Raw genomic sequence first — 24078 nt, 5'->3', positions numbered from 1 at the left:
TGCGCGCCGCCGAAGTCCTCAAGGTCAACAAGCGCATGCGAAGGCCGACCATCCGAAGCAGGAGATCGTATGAGCGGCTATGCTGCGGCAGACGGCGCGCACACATGTACGCGACACGCCGTACGGGGCGGTAGCTCAGCCGGTTAGAGCAGCGGACTCATAATCCGTCGGCCGTGGGTTCGAGTCCCACCCGCCCCACTTCAGTAGGTCTCTGACCTGCGGAAACGTTCATTTTGTCCTGGCGGAGCGTCAACTTTGCCTGAGCGGGCTGAATCCGCTGCTCGTAGGTTTGAGGTCCGGCAGCGTTCCGGGGAGATCCAACCCCTCTGACCTGCGGCGGAGTAGTTGTCTAAGGTTGCCGCTCTCGGTCCGGGCGACTGCGCTGCGGGTCGTCCCCAAGACCCAGGGGCCATACAGGGGCCGGGAGGGCGCGGCCGGGGTCAGGCCGAGAGTGTTTCCGGGCCGATTTCGTTGTCCCGTTTGCTGGTTCGGAGGCATGGAGCTGCCGTCCACCGTGCGGACGGTCGAGTGCCGGGCCGGCACTGGAGGCGGCGCGGATGTGTGCGTCGGGCAGACAGGCCCGAGGTCAGGGAAACGGCCCGAAGAGGAAACGGTCCCGTGGACGGCGCACCGCGTTCGTCAAGGCTGAGCCACGTGCGGTCAGCGCACCATCTGGCGCCGTTGAGGAGGATCGCGGCCGAGCTGGAGCGCAGCCCCTCGACGCCGTCGCCGCCGAACTCGACGGCCGACCACGCAAGACGCTCGGCTGGGAAACCACAGCCGAGCGCCTGCATACACTCCTCACGACCGCCTCACACTGACCACGTGTTGCAACGACCGCTGGAATCCCTCCGGGCGGGGGCGTGGCACGGCCGGACCACATCACGGTCCGCGATGCGAACGTGTACCGGCGCTGGAAGTCCCGGGCGGAGCTCGCCGCGGAGGCCCTGCATGACACGGCTCGCCAGGAGCCGGAATTGTGCGGTCTCATCAGGCGGCGATATGTCGACTCCCTGCACCAGGTCATCGAGGGCGTGCTGGCACACGCGGTGGAGCGCGGCGATCTGCCCCCGCGCCAGGCCGATCCATCAGGAGGTCGCTCGATGGCGGTCTCCGCCGCCGTCGCTCTGCTGCTCCACTGGGGGCTTGTCCGCGACCGGCGGGTCAGCGGCGACGACATCGCGGCGATCGTCGGCGACGTCCTCATGCCCTTGCTCTGACGGCCATTCGTGCATCGTCACCGGCAGGCGGAGGGCGCGGCGCGCGCTCCGCGGCGTCCGTGTGTACGTCTGTCAGTGCGCCGTCCTGGTGTCCCCTTCGTGCTCGACGCCGAGGAGGGCGAGGGCGTTGCGGATGCCCTGTTCGAGGACTTGATCGGCGAGATGCGGGTCGGCGAGGGCTCGTGCGAGCTGGAGCGTGCCGGCCATCATGGCGTACGCGCCGAGTGCCATGGTGCGGACCGGGAGTGGGTCGCCCGGCGCCAGGCGGGCGGCGATGCCGTCGGCGACCACCAGTACGCCCTCGGTGTAAGCCAGCCTGGCCGGGTGGGTGCAGCGCCCTATCTCGTCGAGCAGGGCGGCGGAGGGGCAGCCGAGGTCACGGCTGTCACGGTGCCAGGGGGACAGGTACCGGCGCACGATCTGTTCGAGGCCGGTGTTCTCGATTCCCAGCTCGAGGACCTCGTCGGAGAACTTCCGGTCGGAGAGCGCGCGGGACAGCTGCAGCGTTCCCACCATCATCGTGAAGAGCCCGATCGCTTGGCCGCGGGCGGACTGCGGATCCTCGAGTCCCACGCGGCCGGGCCGCAGCCCGCCGAACTGCTTCACCAGCGGGGATCGGAGCCGCGCGGCGCGACCTCGCGGTCATCGCCGGTACACCGGTGCCCGACTGGGTCGTACGTACGCCGAAGTGCCCGAGGAAGGCGACTTCCTCGGGCACAAGGCGTTCCGGTCAGGCGGCGTAGGCCGGGTAGTCGGTGTAGCCGGCCGTGCCGCCGTCGTAGAAGGTGGCGGGGTCGGGGGTGCTCAGGGGTGCGCCGGCGCGGATGCGCTCGACCAGGTCGGGGTCGGCGAGGGCCATCGAGCCCACGGTGGCGACGTCGGCGATGCCGTTGTCGACGCCCTTGGCGCGGGCGGCGATTTCGGTGCCGGCCCGGGTTGAGGATCAGCGTGTCAGGACACAGCTCGACTCACGGGTGCGTTTGCTGTCATACCCGCGACCGATATCGGTCCCCGGTACAGCTGATGGTATGGCGTACATAATTTTACGATCCAGGGCCACATACTTGACCGTCCCGCCGGGCATCCGCCGCGGCGGCACGGCTCGTTGCCAGTGGGCCTCGGAAGGTGCGCCGGTAGGCCAGTGGTGTGACGCCGATGGCGGCGTGCAGGTGTTCGCGCAGCGAGGTGCCGCCGGCGAAGCCGACCTGGCCGGCGATCTCGTCGACCGGCAGGTCGGTGGATTCCAGCAACTGCCGGGCCCGGTCGACGCGTTGCTGGATGAGCCAGCGTCCGGGGCTCAAGCCGACTTCTTCTTTGAAGCGGCGGGCGAAGGTGCGCTGGCTCATGTTCGACTGCTCGGCAAGGTCGCTCAGCGTCAGCGGCTTGTGCAGGTTCTGCAGCGCCCACTGCCGGGCGGCGGACGTGTCGTTCGCCGTTGCGTCGGGGACCGGGTGTTCGATGTACTGCGCCTGGCCTCCGTCGCGCCACGGGGGGACGACGCAGGTGCGGGCCACACGGTTGGCGATCTCGCTGCCGTGGTCCTTGCGGACAAGGTGCAGGCAGACATCGATGCCGGCAGCGGCACCGGCCGAGGTCAGCACGTCGCCTTCGTCGACGAACAGGACGTTCGGGTCGAGTTCCACCTGCGGGTACCACTCCCGGAAGAGGCCCGTGGCGTGCCAGTGCGTGGTGGCCCGGTGCCCGTCGAGCAGCCCCGCCGCGGCCAGCACGAAGGCGCCGGTGCAGGTCGACACGATCCGGGTGCCGGGGGCCACGTACGCGAGGACTTGCGCCAGGTCGACCGACGTCTGCCGGCGGGGGTTGCCGGTGTGGAACGGCGCGATGATGACGGTGTCGGCGGTGCGCAACGCCTCCGGGCCATGATCGACGCTGATGGAGAAGTCCGCGTTGGTGCGCACCGGGTGACCGTCGATGGTGCAGGTCACGACCTCGTAGCGGCCGTCCGCGGCGCCGAAGACGCGGTGGGGAATGCCCAGGTCGAACGGGTACACCCCGTGTGAGGCGAGGACAACGACCCGGTGCACCTTGATCACGGCAGGATCCCGTCGAAAATTGGCGATCACGCCATTGTAGGGGCCTGTGACGGCGGCCAGGCTGGGCCCATGACGGACACCGAGACCATGCGAGCCATCAGCCAGGACACCTACGGCGCCCCCGACGTGCTGCAGGAGACCCTGCTGCCCAAACCGGCGCCAGGGGTGAGCGAGATCCTGGTCGCCGTCCACGCGGCCGGGGTCAACCCGACCGACTGGGGGAACCGTGCCCAGTCCGCGACCATCGCCCGGATGCCGCTGGTGCTCGGCTGGGACGTCTCCGGCGTCATCGAGGCCGTCGGCGTGGGCGTCACGCTGTTCAAGCCCGGCGACGAGGTCTTCGGCATGCTGCCCTACCCGGGCGGAGTCGGCTCGCACGCCGAGTACGTGACCGGGCCGGCCCGCGTCTTCACGCACAAGCCCGCCGGCATCGACCACGTCCAGGCGGGTGCGCTGCCGCTGGCCGCGCTGACCGCCTACCAGGCACTGGTCGACACCGCCGGCGTCCGGGCCGGGCAGCGAGTCCTGATCCACGCGGCGGCCGGCGGCGTCGGTCACCTCGCCGTCCAGATCGCCAAGGACCGCGGCGCGTACGTGATCGGCACCGCCAGCGCCGCCAAACACGACTTCCTGCGATCCCTCGGTGCCGACGAGGTCATCGACTACCACAGCGTCGACTTCACCGAGGTGCTCAGCGACATCGACGTGGTCCTCGACCCGATCTCCCGTGACTCCGCCGCCCGCGCCCGATCCGTGGCCGTGCTGCGCCCGGGCGGCACCCTCGTCTCGATCCTTCCGGTACCCGTCGACGCCGGCGAACTGGCGGCGATCGCCGAGCGGGGGATCCGCTACGAGTCGCTGCTGGTCGAGGCCGACCACGCCGGCATGCAGGCCATCGCCGCCCTCGTCGAGACCGGCGCACTGCGCGCCCACGTCGACGCCACCTTCCCGCTCGCCGAGGCCGCGAAGGCGCACACGCTCGGCGAGACCGGCCGCACCACCGGCAAGATCGTGCTGACCGTCCGAGACAGCAAGGCGCAACTTGCCAGCCAACTGCTGCATGACGTGTTCGTCCTCGGGGACACGGCCATCGTCGATCGGGTCGTGCGGCCCGATTCCTACATCCAGCACAACCCCCTGGCGCCCGACGGAGCCGACGCCCTCAAGTACTTCAGCGGCGCCATGCGACAGCAGTTCCCGCAGGCCGCCTTCGAGCCCCGCCGGATCATCACCGACGGCGATCTGGTGCTGCTGCACTCCCGCTACGTCATGGTGCCGGGCACCGAGGGTCTGGCCGTGTTCGACCTGTTCCGCTTCCAGGACGGCAAGATCGCCGAGCACTGGGACGTCATTCAGGAAGTGCCCGCCAGCACGGCCAGCGGCAACGACATGTTCGCCACGCTCAGCGAGCCGCGGACCGACGCGGTCGGGCAGCGCTGGTTCACCGCCTACCACAAGGAACTGGTCACCGCGTTCGTCGACCAGCTGCTGGTCCGCAAGGACCTGACCGCCATCGACGCCTACGTCGGCGCCGACTACCACGAACACAGCCCGAACATCTCCGACGGCGCGGCCGGCCTCAAGGCCGACCTGGGCAGCTACTTCGACAAGTTCCCGCAGTCGAGTGTCACACCGAAACGCGTCATCGCCGAAGGCGACCTGGTCGCCGTGCACAGCCACTACGTCGACACGCCGGGCGAGCGTGGCCGGTCGGTCATCGACCTCTTCCGGGTCCGCGATGCCAGGATCGTCGAGCACTGGAACTCCGAACAGGCCGTGCCCGAGACCGCCGCCAACGACAACACGATGTTCTGACAGCCGCCGGGGGCGGGGCGAATCGTGTCCAGCCCCCACAAGAGCGACCGGCATCAGGCCATCAGCGCGGCGATCCCCGAGCCGTCGATCCCGTCGCTCCCGAACCGACGCCCAGCCGTCTCGATGATCCGCCGCCGCGTCTCCTGCTTGCGCTCTCGCCCGTATCGGGCCCCGCGCCTCCTTCACTCGTCCAGCCGGCCGCCGGCCGCCACCCCGGGCCCCACTCAAGTGGTTCTTCGGGGGTGGGGGACACGCCCAGGACGTGCCGTTCGCCTTTCGCGCGCGGCTGGTTACTCGTCGAGGAACTGAAGCGCGCGCTGGCGCACGGCAGCAGCGATCAGCCGGCGGCACGGCGCCCGGAAGCCCGACCGCGGTCGACCGACACAGGGCCGACCACCCGAGGGTCAGACGTCCCCCGATCCCGTCAGCTCGCCCTGGGAGAAGGCTACTGAGCTGGATAGGGTGACGAGGCAGCGTTTGGCCTGCGGAAATGGCCGCAGAGGCTCCGCCCGGAGTAGAGGGTCGGGGCCTCTGCGCGTTGGAAGGGAAATCCGCTGCTGGTGAGTTCAAAGGGCGTGGTGATCGGTGTTGGTTGGAACCGCTCTGACCGGCATACACGTATCAGCCCACTGCCGGCGCAAGCCGCCGCAGGAGGGCTCTGCGAGCGAGTGGACGCCGAAGTTGGGACGCTGATGGGACGCAGGTCAGCGGAAGTGGCTGCCTGGGGACCTTCGCCTACGCTGCTCTGGCCGTGGGCGGCGGGGTCGGTGCGGTGTGGTGGCGGGCCACCGGGATGCTGGGCGACTTCCGGCTCACCGGGGCTGCCGCCGCCGTCGGCTGGGAGCGGTTCGTGAGTGGGTGGTTCTGGTGTCGCCTGATGGTGTGGGCGCGGGCGGAATCCACTGGTACAGGCTTCCCACCCAGCCCCGCCTCGCCCGACCTGCCCGAGCACCGCTGCCCAAGAGCATCGAAGGCACCCGCACCACGCTGAAACGCTTCGTCAGGCTCGGCGTCCTCACCGAGATCGACACCGGCAGCTTTCGTCAGGAAGCAGTAACCGACCAAGGCCCGCGACCAGCCTGGGAGGGATCATGCTCCGCCGACGTTCGGCCCGCGACTACGAGCGCCTCCCCGCCGGCTCAGAAGCGTGATCCACAGTGCCTCGATCGACGACCTCGCCTGCGTCGGCGATCCCGTCGGCGGGTGCTTCGACGGGTTGCGGCCCCGGGTAGCCAACTTGCATGGGGGCGTGGTCCTGGCAGCCGCCCGCCCCATAACTGTTTGCGGTCCTGGGGACGCTGTCTCCAGCGCCGGGGTCAGCGGGCGAGGACGCGTTTCAGCCAGGCCAGCAGGTCGCTGACGATCTCCTGTTTGTTGGTCTCGTGGAACAACTCGTGGCGGGCTGCGGGATAGATGAGGTAGGTCACGTCGGTGAGGCCGGCCTCGCCGTAGCGTTCGACAAGCAGGTTGCTGAGTGAGAGATCGGCGTTCAGCGGGTCGTGATCCCCGACCAGGACGCAGATGGGCAGATCTGCCGGGATGCCTTTGGGCTGGGCAAGTGACGCCGAGGCGATGGTGATGTCGGCCATGCCCTGGGCGTCGAGGCTGAAGCCGCACATGGGGTCGGCGAGGTAGGCGTCGACGGCCGGTTCGTCCCGGCTGAGCCAGTCGAACGGCGTGCGGCTGGGCTGGAACGCCTGGTTGAGCGCGAGCAGCGGGTCTCCTCCCTCCGCGTCCGCCTGCGCCTGTGCCGCGAGCATGACGTCGACCGCGGTGGTACCGGCGAGGGCAAGGGCGTCGATCAGGTGGGCGTGGTCCAGGACGTACTGCTGTGAGGCGAAGGAACCGAGGCTGTGTCCGAGCAGCACCAGGGGCAGGCCGGGGTGCTGCTCGCGGATGGTCTCTGACAGGGTGACCATGTCACCGACGAGTCGGTTCCAGCCGTCGTCTCCGAGATGACCGGGCTCGGCGTGCCTGCTCAGCCCGTGTCCGCGGTGATCGTTGGCGTAGACGGCGTAGCCCCGAGTGGTCAGTGCTGCCGCGAGTGGGGCGTAACGGCCGGCGTGCTCTCCCATGCCGTGGGCGATCTGCACGACGGCTCGCGGTGGGGTGTCCGGCTTCCATTCGTGCACGTGGATCTGGACGCCGTCTTCGCTGTGGAAGGTGAACATCGGATTCCTTGTCTTGGGTACGCGGGCAGCCCTGAGCGTCCGGCCGGGTTGTACAGGTGGGCCGGCCCGAGCGGTTGAGGCTCATGGCGGTTGTGGCGCACGGCGGTTGTGGCCGCCCGGCCGGGTCAGGCGTGCTGCTCGCCGAGGTAGCCGGCGATGATCCGGGACTGGTCGGCCCGGAGTTCCCGGGCCGTGGCGTGCGTGGTGATCTCGCCGTGGGAGAGGACGTAGCCGCGGTCGGCGATGTCGAGGGCGAGGCCGACGTGCTGTTCGACGAGCAGCACTCCGCAGCCGGTGTCGTCGGCATAGTGCCTGACTATGGGCAGCAACTCCTCGACGATGATGGGTGCCAGGCCGAGGCTCAGCTCGTCGAGCAGGAGCAGCTTGGGGCCGCGGGCCAGGGCTCGTCCCATGGCGAGCATCTGCTGCTCGCCGCCGGAGAGCAGTCCTGCCCTGCGGTCCTGGAGGCGGGACAGGGCGGGGAAGTAACGGTGGGCGGCCGAGTGGTCGAGGCGCTCGCCCCGGTGACCGAGGCGCAGGTGTTCCGCCACCGTGAGGCCGGAGAAGATGCCTCGTCCTTCCGGAACGTGGGCGATGCCGAGGCGGGCGCGGGTCGCCGCCGGGATCCTGCCGAGGTCCGTTCCGTTGAACGTGATCGTGCCGGCGAGGGGGCGCAGCAGGGCGGAGACGGCCTTGAGCGTGGTGGTCTTCCCCGCTCCGTTGGCCCCGAGGAGGGCGACGACCTCTCCCGCGCCCACTTCGAGGTCGATCCCGCGGACGACGGGGGCTCCGTCGTATCCGGCGGTGAGGCCGGCCACCTCCAGGACTGGGGTGCTCATGGTGTCTCCGGGGTGCTGGTGACGGTCTTGGCGGAGCCGGCGTTCGACGTGCCGGACGCGGTGGCGGGCCGGGCGGTGGATGCCCCGAGGTAGGCGGTGACGACGGCGGGGTCGGTTCGGACCTGTGCCGGCGTCCCGGAGGCGATCACCTTCCCGAACTCCAGTACGACGACGTGGTCGCAGACGCCCATCACGAGGCTCATGTCGTGGTCGATGAGGAGCAGCGCGGTGCCGGCGTCGGCGACCGCGCGCAGTCGGCGTCCGAGTCCGGCGCTCTCCGTCGTGTCCAGGCCGGCCGCGGGTTCGTCCAGACAGATGATGCGGGGCCGGGCTGCCAAGGCCCGTGCCACACCGACGAGTTTGCGTCTGCCCTGGGACAGTTCGTGCGCCGAGGCGTCGGCCAGGTCCTCGAGTCCCAGGGCCGCAAGGGCCTCCCCGACAGCGGGGTTCGGGGACGGGCGGCGGCCGAAGGTCTCGCCGAGCGCGGTCCACCACGTCGAAGGGTCCGCCGTGACCTGGAGGTTCTCCGCGACCGTGAGGTCCTCGAAGAGTTCACTGCTCTGGAAGGTGCGGGCGAGTCCTCGGCGGGCTCGTACATGGGGCGGCCGTCCGGTCAGGTCCTCGCCATAGAGTTCCACTCTTCCCCGGGAGGCGACGAGGCCGGTGACGGCGTCCACGAAGGTGGTCTTGCCGGCCCCGTTGGGGCCGATGAGCCCCACGAGTTGGCCCTCGCCGACCTCCAGGGAGACATCGTTGAGCGCGTGGACGCCGCCGTAGCTGACGCCCAGCTGCTGGACAGAGAGCACGTTCACGGTGCGACCTCCTTGGCGTCGGCAGCGGTACGGCCGAGGTGGATCCGCGGGGAGCCGACGGCGGCCGCGCTGTCGGACGGTGGCCCTGTCGTGGCCGCCGCGCGTCTCGCCCTCTTCGCCGTCTTCCGGCGGTGAGCGGCGCCCGCGATGCCGTCGGGGTTGGCGATCAGCGTCACGATCAGGGAGACGCCGCCGAAGAGCAGGGCCCAGGTCCCCTTGATCCCGAACCACTTGTCCAGCGCGTGGGGCAGCAGCGCCTCGGTGGACATCAGCCCCGCGATCACGGCTCCGGACACCATGGTGATGCCGCCGATGTAGGCGAAACCGATCAGCCCGAGGGCGGCCAGCGCGGTGAACCGGGCGGCGCTGACCGAGCCGAAGTTGTAGCCGTAGAGGGTGCCGGCCGCGCTGGCGATGAAGGAACTGATCGCGAACGCGGCGATCTTCACGCCCCGCACGTCGACACCGGCTGCCGCCGCGGCGCGTTCGTTGGAGCGGACGGCGAGCATCCGGCGGCCGAGTCCGGTGCGCCTGAGATGGGCGACGTACAGTCCGAGGGCGACGGTGACGGCCAGGACGAGGAAGCCGAACATGGGGCTGGGTTCGTTGCCGTCCAGACCGCGGAAGTCCGCTTTCGGTCCGAGGTCGATCCCGAACAGGCGCGGCGGGGGTACGGACACTCCGGCCGTTCCGCCGAACGAGGTGTTGTTGAACAGCGCCTGTTCCATGGCCAGGGCCGCGGCCAGGGTGACGACGGCCAGGCTCACACCCCGCACCCGCAGGGCGGAGACGCCCGCGGCCACTCCGAGCAGTGTGGCCAGCAGCATCGCGCCGAGGGCGGAGAACGGGAACGGGATCCCCAACCGGACCGAGAGGTGGGAGAGGACGAAGCCCGCGGTTCCGGAGAGCGCGAGTTGCATCACGGAGATCTGTCCCACGTAGCCGGTGATGACGACGTAGGACAGGACGATGACCATGCCGATCATCGAGTTCGTGAGTGCCTGGCGGAAGTCGAACGGGAGCACTGTCAGTGCGGCGGCGGCGACCGCGGCGGCCATCAGGGCGGGACGTAGCAGCCGCTCGGGCAGGGGCACCGCGGGCAGCCGCTGTTCGACGAGTTCACCGCGGCGCGGCAGACCGGCGCCGCGCACGTACAGGGCGACGACCATCAGGAGGAAGACGAGGAGCTGCTGGAGGCCGGGCATGGCGTTGCCGTTGTCGGTCGGGAACCAGCTCTGCGTGGACAGGTAGTACACGATCGACTGGAGCACTCCGATGAGGATGCCCGTGGTGCAGGCGATCCACAGCGAGGTGAAACCGGCGAAGAGGGCGGCGGCCAGGGCCGGGACCACCTGCAGGGGCAGCGTCATGGAGTCGACCTGGACGATGGGCGCGGCCAGGACACCGAGGAGCCCGGCGACCAGGGCGGCCAGGAGTGTGTTGGCCATCGAGACGCTGTTGGGCGACAGGCCTGCCAGAAGAGCGGCCTGTTCGTTCTCCGAGGCCGCGCGGGTGGCCAGGCCGAAGCGGCTCCACCGGTACAGGGCACCCAGGACCAGGGCGATCACGACGACCAGTCCGGCCAGGACGAAGCGGTCGGAGGGTGTGGTGACGCCCAGCATGGTGACGGTGTCGGCCGGAAGGATGCTCGGTGCCTGCTTCGGCTGCACCCCGAAGACCAGGAGCACGGTGGCCTGCAGGGTGAGCAGGATGCCGAGGGATGCCGCGAGTTTGGCCAGGGGCGAGACGGTGCGTAGCGGCTTGAAGACCGCCGCCTCTGTCAGGACTCCGACGGCGAGTGCGACTGCGAGGGCACCGGCGAGAGCGAGTCCCACGGGCAGCGTGAACCCGAAGAAACCGGTGGTCAGGGCCCAGAAGGCATAGGCCGAGGTCATGGCGACCGCGCCGGTGGACAGGTTGATGACGCCCGAGCCCCGGTAGGTGACCACCACGCCGAGCGCGATGCCGGCGATCAGTGCCCCCTGGCCGAGGCCGAGCAAGGCGAAGAGCAGGATCTGTTCCAATTCATGACTCCTGTCATGAGCACGCACATCCGCGAGTCCGTGCTGCTGAGGCCGCGTCCCGCGAGGGCTGCGGCCTCAGCGGCGGCGGCGGGGCGGGCTGGGGCTCACTGGGGCGGGCGGATCCAGTCGGTCAGGGGCTTGAACTGGCCCTTGCCTTCGTACCGGTAGAACCTCGCCTGGTCGTTGCAGACGGCGAGGGCGTCCGGGTACTTGCCGCACTTGACCTCGGCGGCGCCCATGACGACCGGCCCGGGGAACTTCTTGAGCTGCTCGGTCACCGACGCGGGGGTGATCTTGTCCGGGCCGATGGCGTTGAGCACCTTCGCGTACGTCAGGACCGTGCTCCAGCCCAGCGGCGCGAAGACCTTGGACTGGTCGTCCTTGTCCAGCCCCGCCTGCGCCGAGGCCTTCAGGAACGCCTTGGAGTCGGCGGCCGAGGAATCCGTCGGCAGCGTCTGGGCGACGCCGTACGTCCAGGTGGGCAGGTCCCCGCCGAGTCCCTGGGCGACATCGGGGGACATGCACAGCGGCGTGGAGACCACCGGCTTGGTGACATTGAGCTGCTTCAGTGCCTTGGCGATCCCGACGCATCCGCCACCGACGGAGATGGGCACCACGACATCTGCGGTGTTCGCCCCGGCCGCGGTGACCGGGCCGATCAGATCGGTGGACTGCGCGTCGAATCCGACGGACCTCACCTTCAGACCGGCGGCTTCCAGGCCCTTCACCGCGGCCCCGGAGGCGATCTTGTCGCCGGGCGTGTTCGTGTGGATCACCGCCGCGGTCTTCGCCTTCAGTGCGTCACGGGCGTACGTGCCCCAGGTACCGAAGATGTGCGGCAGGTCGCCGAACGTACTGAAGGTGTTCTTCGCGGTGGGCATGGTCGGGCCCGTCGCCACTCCGACCAGTACGGGCTTCTTCCCCGCGATCACGGAGTTGAAGGACGCGTCTCCGAGGTAGAGGTTGCCCACACCGATGGCGGAGACCTCTTCGGCGCCGAGCAGTTGCTGGCCGCACTTCTGCCCCTCCTCCTCGGCGGACACCACCGTGCAGACGTTCAGCTTCAGCGGGTGCCCGCCGATACCGCCCAACCTGTCGTTGACGTACTTCACGGCGGCACGGGCACCCAGGGTGGCCTCGGGGTTGCCGCCGGGGCCGCCCTCGACGTTCACCCAGCCCAGGGTGACCGGGTCGAGCCCGGCGTCGGCCTTCCCCGCCTTTCCGCCGACGTAGCCGAGGTAGTCGGTCACGACGTCACTCGCCGAGCGGGAGTCCGCACTCGCGGAGGAGCCACCCCCGGAGGCGCCGGACGACGAGGGTGCGTTGGTGCCCGATCCGCCGCATGCGGCGATGCCCAGCAGGGGCGCCATGGCGGCGGAGACGAGGCCGAGTCTCAGGGGACGTGAGGTTGCGGGCATGCAGGATCCTCCAGGATCGGAAAACGGCAGGGCGGTGCCCGGCACGGCATGCGGGGAGAGCGCGGAAGGCAGAGGAGGGCAGGAGGGCGCACAGGGATGACCGGTGCCTGGGTCCAGCCCGAGGTGCTTCGAAAGGCCAGGTGATCGGCGCTTTCGAGTTTCGTAACTTTCTTACGGATCGGGAATCTAGGTGTACGCTGGCGCCCTGTCAACGCCCCGGTTCACGCCGAATTAACGATCACGCAACGGGAGGGGAAGGACATGGCGGCGGACGCCGTGAGACGCAGGCTCCCTCGGCGCACACCCGAAGAGACCCGGGCTCTCATGCTGGAGGCGGCCACCGAACTCGTCTGCGCCGGCACCTCTGACACGAGTGAGGCGGCTGTCTCCGCAGCCCTTGCTCATATCCGCGTCAAGCGGGTCACCGAGGAGGCCACCCGCATCATGCGGGAGAGGCTGGGCGACGACACGGCACCGGCGATCACGACCGGATCCATCTACCAGATCTGGCCCGCGCAGGCCGACTTCCAGGCAGATCTCCTCTTCCACCTCACCAGCCGACAGGCCGAACTGGTCCCGGGGCTGCCGGAGAGCATCCGTCGTTTCAAGGAGGCGGTCGACAGCGGCACGACCTGGCAGGAGGCTCTCAACGACGTCCTGGCGGACAACCACGAGAACCACCGCGTGGACCCGATCTACCGCGTGCTGCTCGGCTTCTACGCCAGCGCCGCCAACCCACGCGTCCGCGACGCCCTGGGGCACTATGGCGAGTCGTTCACCGAGGTCGCCTGCGAGGCGTACCAGGCGCTGCTGGACGCCTACGGGCTGCGCATGCGCGCGCCCTACAAGGTCGAGCACCTCGCCACCACCATCGCCGCCCTGCTCGACGGCTTCCACATGCGCTGGATCGCCGGACACCCCAACCTGGAGGACCCGGAAGGAGAGGACCGCTGGTCCCTCGCCACCCGCGCCGCCGTGACGGTGTTCGACCAGTTCACCGAACCGGCGTGATGGTGTTCGGCCAGTGCACCGAATCGGCGTAGGTGGGTTCGCGCGGCCATGCGTCGCTGGGCGCGGAGGTCTGCCCATGGGAAGGGCGATCCGCTGCGGACGGGTTCGAAACCCACCTCCGAGCTGGCGTTATCGCCCGAAAGTTCGGTTTCCCTGGCCCTCCCGGGGGTGAGATCGGGACGCAGTTGGGACGCAAGGATAGGAGCAGACCGGCAGAGGCGGAGGCGCGGCGCACCCAGCCTGACCAGCAAAAATATCGTGAAACGCACGCTGATGGGCAAGGACCGCCAAGATCCTCAAAGGACTCATAAGCCGTCGGCCGTGGGTTCGAGTCCCGCCCGCCCCACTATGCACCCCTGTGACCTGCGGAAACGCCTCATCTGGGGTGCGGATTCAGGGTGTTGGTCCACGGGGTGGAATCCGCTGCTCGTGAGTTCGACTCCGCTGCCATCAGCGTTGGTTGAGGTCGCTCTGACCTGTGCAGACGTATCAGCCCACGGCTGGAGGATGGCGTCGTGGGCTGTGCGAGCGTCTGGGCGTCGAATTCTGGACGCTGGCTGGACGCGAGGATCCGGAGGTGGTGTCGCCCGGTGACCTCTGGGTGTCGGGAGCCGGTGGCGGACGATGATCAGGGCGCTGGGCGCCCCATGGATCGCGGCGTAGCCGCCGACCTCGGGGCGGCGAGAAACGGCCCGTACAGGAAACAGCACCAGGGGACACTCGGGGTGCGCGGAGACGACTGTGGACGTTCACCCCGTTCCGTACGAGGTGCTCGTCCTTTGGTGCCGCTCTCGGAGGGCGGTGCGTGACTTGATGTCCGTATTGCCCTGTCGGCTGGGGTAGGCAGGCTGCTCCGAGGGCCGCCGGGCAGCTATGGCCGCGGCTGGGCGAACAATCCCCGCTCGGTCTCGACCAGGATGCCGCGGGCGGTCAGTCGCTTGAGTTCCAGGCGGGTGTTGTTGATGTTGTTGGGCGCGGTCTCCATGTCCATCGCCTCGCAGACCTGCCGTGCCCGCAGCGGGGCGTGATCGCCGGTGTGGCCGGGGGGTGCAAAGGGGCGGGCACAGTGTCGCTGGTCGGGCGCCTGTCCATGGGGTGAGTGGGGCTGCCGCATGGACAGGCGTGACCGTGGCCTCAAGCCGCTTCGAGGAAGGGGTAGTCGGTGTAGCCCTCGGCGCCCGGCCCGTAGAACAGTTCCGGCCGCGGCTCGTTCTCCGGGTGGCCACCCTGCCAGCGCTCGACCAGGTCGGGGTTGGCGATGAGGGCCCGGCCCACGGCCACGGCGTCGGCGTGGTCGGCCTCGATCTGCCGGAGCGCCCGCTCGCGGGTGGTCTGCCCCCCGCCGAGGGGGCCGTTGTTGACGATCAGCTTGCCGCCGAAGCGCCGCCGCAGCTCCTGCACAAGGTCGCCGCCCGGCTCGGCGTGCAGTACGGAGAGGTAGGCCAGGCCCAGCGGGCGCAGTCGGTCGAGCAGGGTGCCGTAGGTGGCCAGGACGTCGTCCCGGTCGGTCTCGAAGACGTCCCCGAGGTCGACCTCCGGCGAGATCCGCAGCCCGACCCGCTCGGCACCGACGGCCTGGGCGACCGCCGTGACGACCTCGACGACGAAGCGGGCACGGTTCTGCGGCGAGCCGCCGTAGCCATCGGTGCGCTGGTTGGCCGCCGGGGAGAGGAACTCCTGGAGCAGGTAGCCGTTGGCGCCGTGGATTTCCACGCCGTCCGCTCCCGCGTCGATTGCTCGGCGGGCCGCGGCGACGAAGTCCTCCCGGGCTGCCCGGATCTCTGCGGTGGTCATTGCTTCCGGTACGGGGTAGGGCTGCTCGCCCTTCTCGGTGAACGTCTTGTTGTCGATGGCGATCGCGCTGGGGGCGAGGATACGGCGGCCGCCGTTGATGTCGGGGTGGGTGCCGCGGCCGGCGTGCATGATCTGCAGGACGATGCGGCCGCCCTCGGCGTGCACCGCCTCGAACACCCGCTGCCAGCCGGCCGCCTGCTCGTCGGTGGCGATGCCCGGCTCACCGACATACCCCTGCGACGCGTGGTCGGGGTAGGTGCCCTCGGTGATGATCATTCCGACGCTCGCCCGCTGCCGGTAGTACTCGACCATGAGGTCCCCGGGGATGCCGGAGGAACCGGCCCGGACCCGGGTCAGCGGTGCCATGACGATGCGGTTGGCGAGCTCGATCTTCCCGAGAGAGACGGCGGAGAAAAGCGAAGAAGCGGGCGAAACTTCTGAAATATTGACAGTCATGGGTTTCTTTCTTTAGTGCGGTGGTAAACGGGATGAATGTCTGCGACGCAGAGGGGATCCACGCTGCCCGGCGGTGGCGCGGATGCGCTCCTCGGGCAGGCACGGGGTTGGCGGCGAACGCGGCGAGAGCCGCATGCCGTCGGCGTCGGCGTCGACGCCGTTCCAAGCACAACTGCCCTCCGGAGTAAGGGTGTTCGCTCCTTGCGCACGATCAGCGGCCGGCCGGCTGACGAAGTCATGGGTGCCGCCGCCGGAGTCGGTACGGATCGGTGTCTGGAGGCCGCGCCGCGACCGACTCCCTCGACGCGCCCCCGCGAAGAGGACCGATCCACGGCTTCACCTGGAACGCGCTTTGGGCAGTGGCGGGAACAGCGATATCAGCGATCCTCGTTCTCGGCCTGAGGCGCTTCCGCCGGCCGATCGCCCATCGGACAGCCTGCTTCACGAAACCGCGAGGCTAGTTGAGCGGTACGTCCGCGACGGCCTTGAGGTGACTGAACGTCTCGAGGGAGTACCGGCCGTGGTACCGGCCCATGCCGCTTTCGCCGACGCCACCGAACGGCAGGCCGGTCATGAGCAGTTGCATCACCGGCTGGCCCCAGGCGACGCCGCCGGAGGACGTCTCGTTCAGGAGGCGCGACTTGGTGGCCTCGGAGGTGGTGAAGGCGTAGAGCGCCAGGGGCTTGTCGCGTTCGTTGATGAAGGCGATGGCGGCATCGAGGTCTTCGACTTCCACGACGGCGATGATCGGGCCGAAGATCTCCTCCCGCATGACCGGCGATGCGGGGTCGACATCGGTGAGCACGGTCGGTGCGATGAACAGGTCGTCGCGGTCGTGCCGGCCTCCCACCGCCGCCCGGCCGGAGTCCAGCAGGCGGGTGAGCCGGTCGAAGTGCCGCTCGTTGATGATCCGGCCGAAGTCGGCTGCCGTCTGCGGGGTGGTGCCGAACTGGGCTTCGATAGCCGCGCGGAGGGCGGGGACCAGTGCGGCGGCGGTGGCCGGATCGGCCAGTACGTAGTCGGGGGCTATGCACTGCTGCCCCGCGTTGCCGAACTTGGCGCCGACCAGCCGCTTGGCGGTCTCGTCCACGTCGGCGTCGGGCGCCACGAAGACCGGTGACTTGCCTCCGAGTTCGAGTGTGACGGGGGTGAGGTTCTTGGCGGCTGCGGCCATGACGATCCGGCCGACGGTGCCATTTCCGGTGTAGAAGATGTGGTCGAAGCGTTGTGCCAGGAGGGCCGTGGTCTCCTCGGCGCCCCCCTCGACCACGGTGAGCACGTCGGCGTCGAAGTACTGTCGCAGGAGGCGTGAAGCCACCGCCGATGTGTTCACCGAGATCTCGCTCGGCTTGGCCACCACGGTGTTTCCGGCGGCCAGGGCGCCGATGATGGGGTCGATGAGAAGGTGCAGCGGGAAATTCCAGGGAGCGATCACCAGGACGACCCCGAGCGGGTCGTACGTGGTGTACGCCGTTGTCGTGGGACCGAAGTGGGCAGGAACCTCCACCGGGCGAGGCTGAAGCCAGCTCTCGAGATTCACCAGCGTCTCGTCGATGTCGGCGACGGTGAAGTCGATCTCCTGCGTCTTCGCCTCGGCGGCGTTCTTCCTCAGATCCGCCCAGAGCGCTTCGATCAGCTCCTGCTCGTTTTCGACCAGCAGTGCCCGCAGCCGCTGCAGCTGGTTGACGCGCCAGTCCAGTCCGCGGGTGACGCCGGTGTTGAACGTCGCACGAAGACGGCCGACCACCTCCGCGGCCGTTTCCGTCTGGTGGGTCCTCGACTCGGTCCCCTGTGTTGCGGTCATGGGGTGTGCTCCGTTCTTGATGCAAGCCACGCCCCGGCTGCCTTCCAGCCGGGCACGGTCTCCAGCGTGCTGGACGATCCGGTATTCACCCAGGTCACGGCATTGCGTATGCCCGCGATGCCTACCACTGGCTGGGTCAGGCTGGTGTGCGTCCGGCCGTGGATACTCGAGGCATGGACGAATACCTCGAACCGGTGCACGAGCCCGCCGCCGGCGCGCTGGACCCGCGTGCCGAGCTCAGCGAGTTCCTGCGCACACGACGGGCCCGGCTGAAGCCGGAGGACGTGGGCCTGCCGGACTTCGGACGGTACCGGCGGGTGCCGGGGCTGCGCCGCGAGGAGCTGGCGCAGCTGGCCGGAGTGTCGGTGGCCTATTACACGCGGCTGGAGCAGGGCAACGGGCGGCATGTGTCGGCGGAGGTCCTCGACGCCATCGCCCGCGCGCTGCGGCTGAGCGACGCCGAGCACGCCCATCTCACGCACCTGGCGAAGCCGAAAAAGCACAAGAAGAAGCCGGCCGGCCAGGCCCAGCAGGTGCGAGGCCCCCTGCGGACGCTGCTGGACACCATGGACGGCGTCCCGGCGATCCTCGTGGGGCGGCGCTCGGACATCCTCGCCTGGAACCGGCTGGCCGCGGCGGTCTTCGGTGACTGGGCCGAGCTGCCGGCGCACGAGCGGAACTGGGCGCGGCTGGTGTTCCTGAGGCCCGAGTACCGCGACCTGTTCGTGGACTGGGAGCACAAAGCGAACGACGTCGTCTCTCAGCTGCGCATGGACGCCGGCTCCCATCCGGACGACCCCCGGCTGTCCGCTCTGGTGGGCGAACTCTCCGTGAAGAGCGAGGAGTTCCGGCGGCTGTGGGCCACCCACGACGTCAAGGAGAAGTGCCACGGCATCCAGCGCCTGCACCACCCGCTCGTCGGCGAACTCGACCTCCGCCTCGAGTCGTTCCACCAGGCCGACGCCCACGAACGGATGCTCGTGACGTACCACGCCGAACCCGGTTCCCCGTCAGCGGAGGCACTACGACTGCTGGCCAGCTGGGGCACCGACGCGACAAGGGCGGGAGCCGGGATGCCGCCGGCACGCACGGCCTGATGAACAGTTGATCATCGGTAGTTGGCTGCGCGCCACGCCCAGCGTCCCTTCGCACGCCAGACGCCTCCGGGGGCGGTGTCGGAGTCAGGACGGCGCGGGCGTGCTGCGGGTAGGCAGCGGAAGAACGGTGCCGCCGCTGCGCAGGGCGACGTTCTCGAGGGTCAGCCGGCGGATGGCCTCCTCGTACGGGTTCCGGCGGGCTGGCGTCTCCCCGCACGTCTGCCGCGTCGACATCAGGTACCGCTCCAGGTGACGCACCCGCAGCTCCTCCACCCGTCGCGGCGGTTCCGTGAGCCCGTTGACCGTGGACACCTCCCGGTCCCAGCTCGTGTCCTACGGACGAGGTCCACGCTCGTCGCGACGACGCCACCACTCGTACGCCGCCCGGCCATCCATGGACGCGTCGCGCCGGTCACGCCGGCCCCGCGCGAACCACGGAGAGTCGAAGTACGTGCGCAGATCCCGGGCCAACCAACTGACTACAGCCTTGGCCAGCTGCCCAACGCGAGGTTCGCGACTTGCAGCAGCTCAGGGCGGGAACTGCCACTCGCGGCCTGGACGGCAATCCCGTTGGCGACTGTTCTCAGGTAGAGCGCAAGCAGATGAGGATCCGCGGAAGGCGGAAGGTCACCGGCGTCCACCGCCTGTTGAAACCGGCGCGTCAAGTGGGCTATCCCCTCCTCGCGCCATGCGATGAGTGCGTCTCGGACCGGGCGGCTCTCATCCCCGGTGGCCAACGCACCCAGCACGCCAAGACAGCCCGTGGGGAGTCCCGGCGTGGTTGCCGCCTCGACCGTCCCTCGGAGCACAGCAGTAGCCACCGCTCCACTTGTGGGTTCTGCCAGAGCCCGAGCGAAGTAGGAGGTCAAACCCTCGGTGTACCGCTCCAGCGCCTTGTAGAAGAGGTCTTCCTTGTTGCCGAACGCCCTGTACAGGCTGGGGCGGCTGATACCCATCGCTTCGGTGAGGTCGTCAAGGCTGGCGCCCTCGAAACCCTTTGACCAGAACACCAGGACCGCACGATCGAGTGCCTCGTCGATGTCGAACGCGCGAGGCCTGCCAGGAGGGACCGGTGTCGTCGAGCTCATTCCTTCATCCTACCCCTTCGATACCGATCGGTACGGATGTGCTAACGTGTTTCGTACCAATCGGTACGGTATACAGAGAGGCGGCATCATGTCGCAGACCGTGCTCATCACGGGCGGAACCTCAGGCATCGGCTTGAGCCTCGCGCAGTCCTTCGTGGGGCTCGGGGCGTCTGTCGTCGTCTGCGGGCGTTCGCAGGCTGCGCTTGACCGGTTCGCGCAGGCACACCCGCAGGCGCTGGCCGTGCGGGCTGATGTGACGAACGCGGCTGACCGGGCGGCGTTGTTGCAAGCAGTCGCCGATCGCTTCGGGCGTCTGGACGTGTTGGTCAACAACGCCGGTACGTTCGAGGAACGAGACTATGCAGCCGGCAAGAACCCCAATGCGACTCTCGATGCCGAGGTGGCGTTGAACCTCACCGCCCCCATCCAGTTGACGGGTGAAGTGCTCGAGCGATGGCCATCGCCCGACGCGATCGTCTTCATCACCTCGGGGTTCGCTTTGGTCTCGCCCACTCGCGCGCCCACCCACGGCGCGGTGAAGGCCGGCCTGCACGGCTTTGCGGACGGCTTGCGCCGTCAACTCGCCCCGCAGGGCACCCATGTCCTCGAGGTCCTCCCACCGTCTACGGACACGCCCATGAACGCCGAAGCCACGGGGAAGAAACTGACTCCCGCACAGGTGGCGGCGGTCACGATGAAAGCTCTTCGGCGGGGGCGGAACATGGCGTTCCCCGGTCAGACGAAAGTCATGCCCGCCATGCTGCGCATCGCGCCGGGCACGCTACGACGCGTCGTCGCCGAACTCTGAACCCATGGAAATCGTCGCGGGTGCCGGAGACGAGGCCCAGGTTCCTGCCCAGCCGCGGCAGGCGCCGCGGCGGTGATTCCGGCGACGAGGAGGGTGAGGCCGGGGGCTGCGGCTTTCGGCGTACGGCCGTACCGGTCGACGAGCCGGCCGGTCAGCGAGGAGGGCAATGCGGACATCAAGTCATGTATCGCCCTCTGGGGCGGATGATCTCCTGGACACCCTCAATGAGCCGGCCCCGCGCACGGGGATAGCTCCAAGGCTGGCGTCGAGGGCTCCGAGACGGTCGAGTCGGCCCTGCGTATGCGGGGATGGTCGGCCGTGGGTTCGAGTCCCACCCGCCCCACCACTCGCTACGCGAGAAGAATCCTTCTGACCAGCGCTTCTGTTGGTCGAGGTGACCGCGTGAGCGTCCTGTCGATCAGGTGTCGACGATCGGCAGGACGATTGTGGGACGCGGGTTCACGTCGAGTCGTGCTGTGCGCATCGGATGTCCCGTTGTCCGGGCGATCGCTTCGAGCGCGTGCGGCCGCCGTCGGCGGGGCGAGTCCACGGTCGTGACCGGCGGGGTACGTCAGGCCCCGCGTCGGCGTGAGCGCAGGGGTGGTCGCGGGCCTCGGACTCCGGTGAGTGAGCCCTGGAGACCCGCTCGAAATCGGTCGCATAGGCTGGCCCCGCGGTCGCCGGTGAAGAGGCGCAGGCCGCGGCGGCGAGCGCTCGCCGTCCGTCCGAGGGAGGCGTTCGAGTGGCAGCGGCTGGTGGCCGGTCGACGAAGCGGCTCCAACGGGGAACCCTCTCCCAGGGGCTCATCGTGGCGACCGCGCTGCGGATCCTCGACGACGACGGGCCGGACGCGCTGACCTTCCAGCGGCTCGGCCAGGAGCTGTCCGCCTCCGCGACCGCCGTCTACCGGCACTTCGCGAGTCGCGACCACATCATGGTCGCCGTCGCGGAGGAGCTCGACCGGCTCTCCCTCGACGGGTACGAGCCGCGCGAGTCGTGGGCCGAGTCGCTGCGGGACCTGGCGATCCGTGCCTGGAACACCGCCCTGGACCACCCGGCCGCCGCCGCGCTGTGCATGGGGAGGGTCACCCGGGGCGTGCACGAACTGCGCGCCGTCGACGCCATCCTGGAAGCGTTCCACCGCGGCGGCTGGCGCGGCCGGGCGGCAGTCCTGCACTATCAGGCGTTCGCGAACTTCGTCCTCGCCGTGGCGAGCAACAACGCCTGGCAGCTCGTCAACCAGCGGTTCGGTGCCGAGGTGAACTGGGTGCAGGAGTACCAGCCTGCGAACCCCGCCACCTACCCCTACGCCGAGGCGGCGAAGGAGCACCTGCGCAGCATCGACATGACCGATGTCTTCCACCGGCAGATGGACATCCTCCTCGCGGCCCTCCAGGCGGAGGCGGCGGCGCTCCCGCGCGACTGACGCGCCCCCTCCGACGGGCTTCGCCGCTCCGGCGGGGCATCAACCGGGCTTCGCCGCTCCGTGCGGCACCAGCCGGGCTTGCCGCTCCCGTGCACCCTCCGCCGGGCTTCGCCGCTCCGCGCCCGCGGCATCAGCCGGGCTTTGCCGCTCCGTGCGGCATCAGCCGAGCTTTGCCGTTCCCGTGTCGGCATCAGCCGGGCGTCGCCGCTCCCGCGCGGCGACGGTCCGGGCTCACCGCGCCCGTCCAGCCACGTTCCAGGTATCTCACCCCTCCTCCCGTCCAGCCGCGTTCCAGGCCTCGCCCCTCCTCCCGTCCGGCCACGTTCCGGCTCGGCGCGAGCAAAGATAGTTAACGCTATTGACTACGCCGTTCACTTGGCTGCATCCTCTCCCCACCGAGTGCTCCACGGTTCGCTCCCACGCAGCGTCCGCCGAGCGCCGCGCGCACCGCCTCCGCCCCGAACTGCTCGCGCTCGTCCCGCCCGATCCCGTGCGACCCGCGCAGAGCGCGACACCCCTCTCCAGGAGCACCCATGCGCCACACCCGTACCCGCGCGGTCCCGGTGACCGCGGCCGTAGCCATGACGGCCGTACTCGCCGGCTGCACCACCACGGGCTCGACGTCCGGAGATCCGGGCGGCGGCGATGCCGCGGCCACGACGAGGATCCGGACGACGATCGACGTGCCGGCCGGCTTCGACCCGGCCAAGGCCCTGTCCCTGCCGGACTACCTGCTCGCCCGCAACAGCTACGACACCCTCGTGCGCAAGGACGACGGCGGGCTCGTCGGCGGGCTCGCCGCCGAATGGAAGAACACGCCGACCTCGGCCACCTTCACCCTGCGCACCGACGCCACGTGCGCCGACGGGACACCGATCACGCCGACGATCGTCAAGGCCTCCCTCGACCGCTTCGCCGACCCGAAGACGGCGGCGCCCGACCTCCCGACGGTCTTCGGCCCCGGCAACACGGTGAAGGTGACCGCCGACGACGCCGCGCACACCGTGAAGATCGCGCTGACCAGGCCGTGGGGCGACATGGTCACCGGCCTGTCCGTCGCCAGCACGGGCATCGTCTGCCCGGCCGGGCTCAAGGACCTCAAGGCCCTCGCCGCCGGAAAGGCCAAGGGCTCGCAGTCCGGCCCCTACCTTCTCGGGAAGTCCCAGTCGGGCGTCTCGTACTCCTACACGCTCCGCCCGGAGTACAAGGCATGGCCGGCCTGGCGCACGAAGATCCCCGGCAAGGTCGCCACGACCATGGAGTACCTGGTCTCGCCCGACCCGACCGCGACCGGCAACCTCGTGACCAGCGGCCAGCTCGACATCGGCAAGATCGACGCCTCGGGCATCCCGCGCTTCGACGGCGTGGACGGCCGCAGCGTCAGCATCAGCCGGTTCTCCGACTTCTACCTGCTCTTCAACGAACGCCCCGGCACGGTCTTCGCGGACGTCGACACCCGCCGGGCCGTCGCCCAGGCCGTCGACCGCGCCGCCTTCACCAAGGTCGTCTCCAAGGACACGGGTGAGCCGTCGACGATGTTCGTGCAGAAGAACATCCCCTGCAACGACCCCGGCTCCTCGTTCCTCGTACCGAAGGACAAGGACGCGGCGGCCGCCGTGCTCAAGGGCAAGAAGATCCGCCTCGTCGGCCCCCAGGTCGTCGGGCCCGCCGGCGCCGGCAACCAGTACATCCAGGAGGCGCTGCGGGCCGCGGGCGCGGAGGTCACCCTCGCCAACGTCGACGTCGGGGCCTGGGTCGGGACCGTGTTCGGCAAGCCCGACGCCTGGGACCTCACGGTCTTCGCCGACCTCAACTTCCTCGGCACCCTCGCCAACCCGCTCGGCCACTTCGTGGGCCCGACCGTGCCCGAGGGCGGCGGCAACCTCGGCGCGGTGAAGAACCCCGTGCTGGACAAGGCCTTCGCCCAGGGCGCCGAGGCGACGAACGAGGGCGCCCGCTGCGCCGCCTACCAGAAGGCGGCCAAGGCACTGATCTCACAGGTGGACGCGGTGCCGCTGGTCAACGACCCCTTCATCTACGCACTGCGCAAGGGCTTCGGCGCGCAGATGCTCGGCGGCTCGCTCGACGACCCGATCCTGCGCATCACCGGTTGAGCGTCACGGCTGAGCATCACCGGCTGACGGACAGACCGCCCGTGCACCGCCGCGCAGGCCCACGCGGTCGGCCCCCGTCCCGTACCCGGCGGGCCGCCCGTGCCGCTCCGACGCCCCGCATCCCCCG

Annotated in this window: 20 protein-coding genes, 1 tRNA gene and 1 pseudogene; 9 read left to right on the top strand and 13 right to left on the bottom strand. The window is 69.6% G+C overall.

Translation table 11 applies throughout. The features are described 5' to 3' along the window. Positions 1–124 precede the first annotated feature (124 nt). Together H4687_RS15510 and H4687_RS15505 are read left to right on the top strand one after the other, a co-directional pair. Positions 125–198, top strand: a tRNA-Ile gene (locus H4687_RS15510). A gap of 665 nt (positions 199–863) precedes the next feature. Further along, complete coding sequence (locus tag H4687_RS15505; RefSeq protein WP_046918974.1) at positions 864–1220, top strand: TetR-like C-terminal domain-containing protein; 357 nt, start codon at positions 864–866, stop codon at positions 1218–1220. 72 nt (positions 1221–1292) lie between these two features. Here the strand turns inward: H4687_RS15505 and H4687_RS15500 are convergent, their stop codons facing one another. The 3 genes from H4687_RS15500 to H4687_RS15485 all read right to left on the bottom strand — a co-directional run bounded on the left by H4687_RS15500 (position 1293) and on the right by H4687_RS15485 (position 3271). Next, a complete protein-coding gene (locus H4687_RS15500) occupies positions 1293–1826 on the bottom strand; it encodes a hypothetical protein (RefSeq protein WP_233443352.1) in 534 nt (177 codons plus the stop codon). Between the two features lie 124 nt (positions 1827–1950). Further along, the gene (locus H4687_RS47510) at positions 1951–2079 is read right to left on the bottom strand and encodes a hypothetical protein (RefSeq protein WP_264086499.1); all 129 of its coding nucleotides are present in this window, start codon (positions 2077–2079) and stop codon (positions 1951–1953) included. Between the two features lie 184 nt (positions 2080–2263). Continuing rightward, a complete protein-coding gene (locus H4687_RS15485) occupies positions 2264–3271 on the bottom strand; it encodes a GlxA family transcriptional regulator (RefSeq protein WP_373560677.1) in 1008 nt (335 codons plus the stop codon). Positions 3272–3361: 90 nt separating this feature from the next. Between H4687_RS15485 and H4687_RS46420 the strand changes: the two are divergent. Continuing rightward, a pseudogene (locus tag H4687_RS46420) lies at positions 3362–4297 on the top strand (NADP-dependent oxidoreductase); the annotation flags it as partial. Next, positions 4286–5089 carry a nuclear transport factor 2 family protein gene (locus tag H4687_RS46415; protein WP_234317518.1) on the top strand — a complete coding sequence of 268 codons (804 nt, stop codon included), beginning with the start codon at positions 4286–4288 and terminating at the stop codon, positions 5087–5089. The pseudogene H4687_RS46420 and the gene H4687_RS46415, both read left to right, overlap by 12 nt. Positions 5090–6405: 1316 nt before the next feature. Here H4687_RS46415 and H4687_RS15475 read toward each other — a convergent pair. The 5 genes from H4687_RS15475 to H4687_RS15455 form a co-directional block, all read right to left on the bottom strand. Continuing rightward, positions 6406–7260 carry an alpha/beta hydrolase gene (locus H4687_RS15475; protein WP_046918973.1) on the bottom strand — a complete coding sequence of 285 codons (855 nt, stop codon included), beginning with the start codon at positions 7258–7260 and terminating at the stop codon, positions 6406–6408. A gap of 125 nt (positions 7261–7385) precedes the next feature. Beyond that, positions 7386–8099, bottom strand: a complete 714-nt coding sequence (locus tag H4687_RS15470) for an ABC transporter ATP-binding protein (RefSeq protein WP_046918972.1) — start codon at positions 8097–8099, stop codon at positions 7386–7388. Continuing rightward, positions 8096–8911: an ABC transporter ATP-binding protein gene (locus H4687_RS15465; protein ID WP_046918971.1), complete on the bottom strand. Its 816-nt coding sequence runs from the start codon at positions 8909–8911 to the stop codon at positions 8096–8098. The genes H4687_RS15470 and H4687_RS15465 overlap by 4 nt, the downstream gene beginning before the upstream one ends. Continuing rightward, positions 8908–10935 (bottom strand): branched-chain amino acid ABC transporter permease, encoded by a 2028-nt coding sequence (locus tag H4687_RS15460; protein ID WP_046918970.1) that lies wholly within the window; start codon positions 10933–10935, stop codon positions 8908–8910. The genes H4687_RS15465 and H4687_RS15460 overlap by 4 nt, the downstream gene beginning before the upstream one ends. Positions 10936–11039: 104 nt before the next feature. Then, on the bottom strand, positions 11040–12353 hold the full coding sequence (locus H4687_RS15455; protein ID WP_046918969.1) for an ABC transporter substrate-binding protein: 1314 nt from the start codon (positions 12351–12353) through the stop codon (positions 11040–11042). A 324-nt stretch (positions 12354–12677) separates the two neighbouring features. On the opposite strand from H4687_RS15455, the gene H4687_RS15450 reads away from it, so the two are divergent. Then, entirely contained in the window at positions 12678–13364 is a 687-nt protein-coding gene (locus tag H4687_RS15450) for a hypothetical protein (protein ID WP_046918968.1), read from the top strand. A gap of 871 nt (positions 13365–14235) precedes the next feature. Here H4687_RS15450 and H4687_RS15445 read toward each other — a convergent pair. The 3 genes from H4687_RS15445 to H4687_RS15435 form a co-directional block, all read right to left on the bottom strand. Further along, positions 14236–14478 (bottom strand): hypothetical protein, encoded by a 243-nt coding sequence (locus tag H4687_RS15445; RefSeq protein ID WP_159026258.1) that lies wholly within the window; start codon positions 14476–14478, stop codon positions 14236–14238. A 20-nt stretch (positions 14479–14498) separates the two neighbouring features. Next, positions 14499–15614, bottom strand: coding sequence for an alkene reductase (locus H4687_RS15440; protein WP_046918967.1), 1116 nt, complete (start codon positions 15612–15614; stop codon positions 14499–14501). A 457-nt stretch (positions 15615–16071) separates the two neighbouring features. Further along, the gene (locus H4687_RS15435) at positions 16072–17418 is read right to left on the bottom strand and encodes an aldehyde dehydrogenase family protein (protein ID WP_046918966.1); all 1347 of its coding nucleotides are present in this window, start codon (positions 17416–17418) and stop codon (positions 16072–16074) included. Positions 17419–17591: 173 nt separating this feature from the next. On the opposite strand from H4687_RS15435, the gene H4687_RS15430 reads away from it, so the two are divergent. Then, positions 17592–18515, top strand: coding sequence for a helix-turn-helix domain-containing protein (locus tag H4687_RS15430; protein ID WP_046918965.1), 924 nt, complete (start codon positions 17592–17594; stop codon positions 18513–18515). An 84-nt stretch (positions 18516–18599) separates the two neighbouring features. Here H4687_RS15430 and H4687_RS15425 read toward each other — a convergent pair whose 3' ends face one another. Together H4687_RS15425 and H4687_RS15420 are read right to left on the bottom strand one after the other, a co-directional pair. Then, positions 18600–18827: a hypothetical protein gene (locus H4687_RS15425; protein WP_046918964.1), complete on the bottom strand. Its 228-nt coding sequence runs from the start codon at positions 18825–18827 to the stop codon at positions 18600–18602. 167 nt (positions 18828–18994) lie between these two features. Further along, entirely contained in the window at positions 18995–19603 is a 609-nt protein-coding gene (locus tag H4687_RS15420) for a TetR/AcrR family transcriptional regulator (RefSeq protein WP_046918963.1), read from the bottom strand. 88 nt (positions 19604–19691) lie between these two features. Here H4687_RS15420 and H4687_RS15415 point away from each other — a divergent pair, with 88 nt between their 5' ends. The 3 genes from H4687_RS15415 to H4687_RS15405 all read left to right on the top strand — a co-directional run bounded on the left by H4687_RS15415 (position 19692) and on the right by H4687_RS15405 (position 23951). Continuing rightward, the gene (locus tag H4687_RS15415) at positions 19692–20411 is read left to right on the top strand and encodes an SDR family NAD(P)-dependent oxidoreductase (protein ID WP_050398252.1); all 720 of its coding nucleotides are present in this window, start codon (positions 19692–19694) and stop codon (positions 20409–20411) included. A gap of 742 nt (positions 20412–21153) precedes the next feature. After that, positions 21154–21837 carry a TetR/AcrR family transcriptional regulator gene (locus tag H4687_RS15410; RefSeq protein ID WP_233443354.1) on the top strand — a complete coding sequence of 228 codons (684 nt, stop codon included), beginning with the start codon at positions 21154–21156 and terminating at the stop codon, positions 21835–21837. A gap of 533 nt (positions 21838–22370) precedes the next feature. Continuing rightward, positions 22371–23951 carry an ABC transporter substrate-binding protein gene (locus H4687_RS15405; RefSeq protein ID WP_046914767.1) on the top strand — a complete coding sequence of 527 codons (1581 nt, stop codon included), beginning with the start codon at positions 22371–22373 and terminating at the stop codon, positions 23949–23951. The last annotated feature ends 127 nt before the right edge of the window (positions 23952–24078 follow it).

The organism is Streptomyces stelliscabiei (genome assembly GCF_014873495.1).
GTDB lineage: Bacteria > Actinomycetota > Actinomycetes > Streptomycetales > Streptomycetaceae > Streptomyces > Streptomyces bottropensis.
The sequence above is the reverse complement of the archived record's forward strand: the minus strand, read 5'-3'. Positions and strand labels throughout refer to the sequence as shown.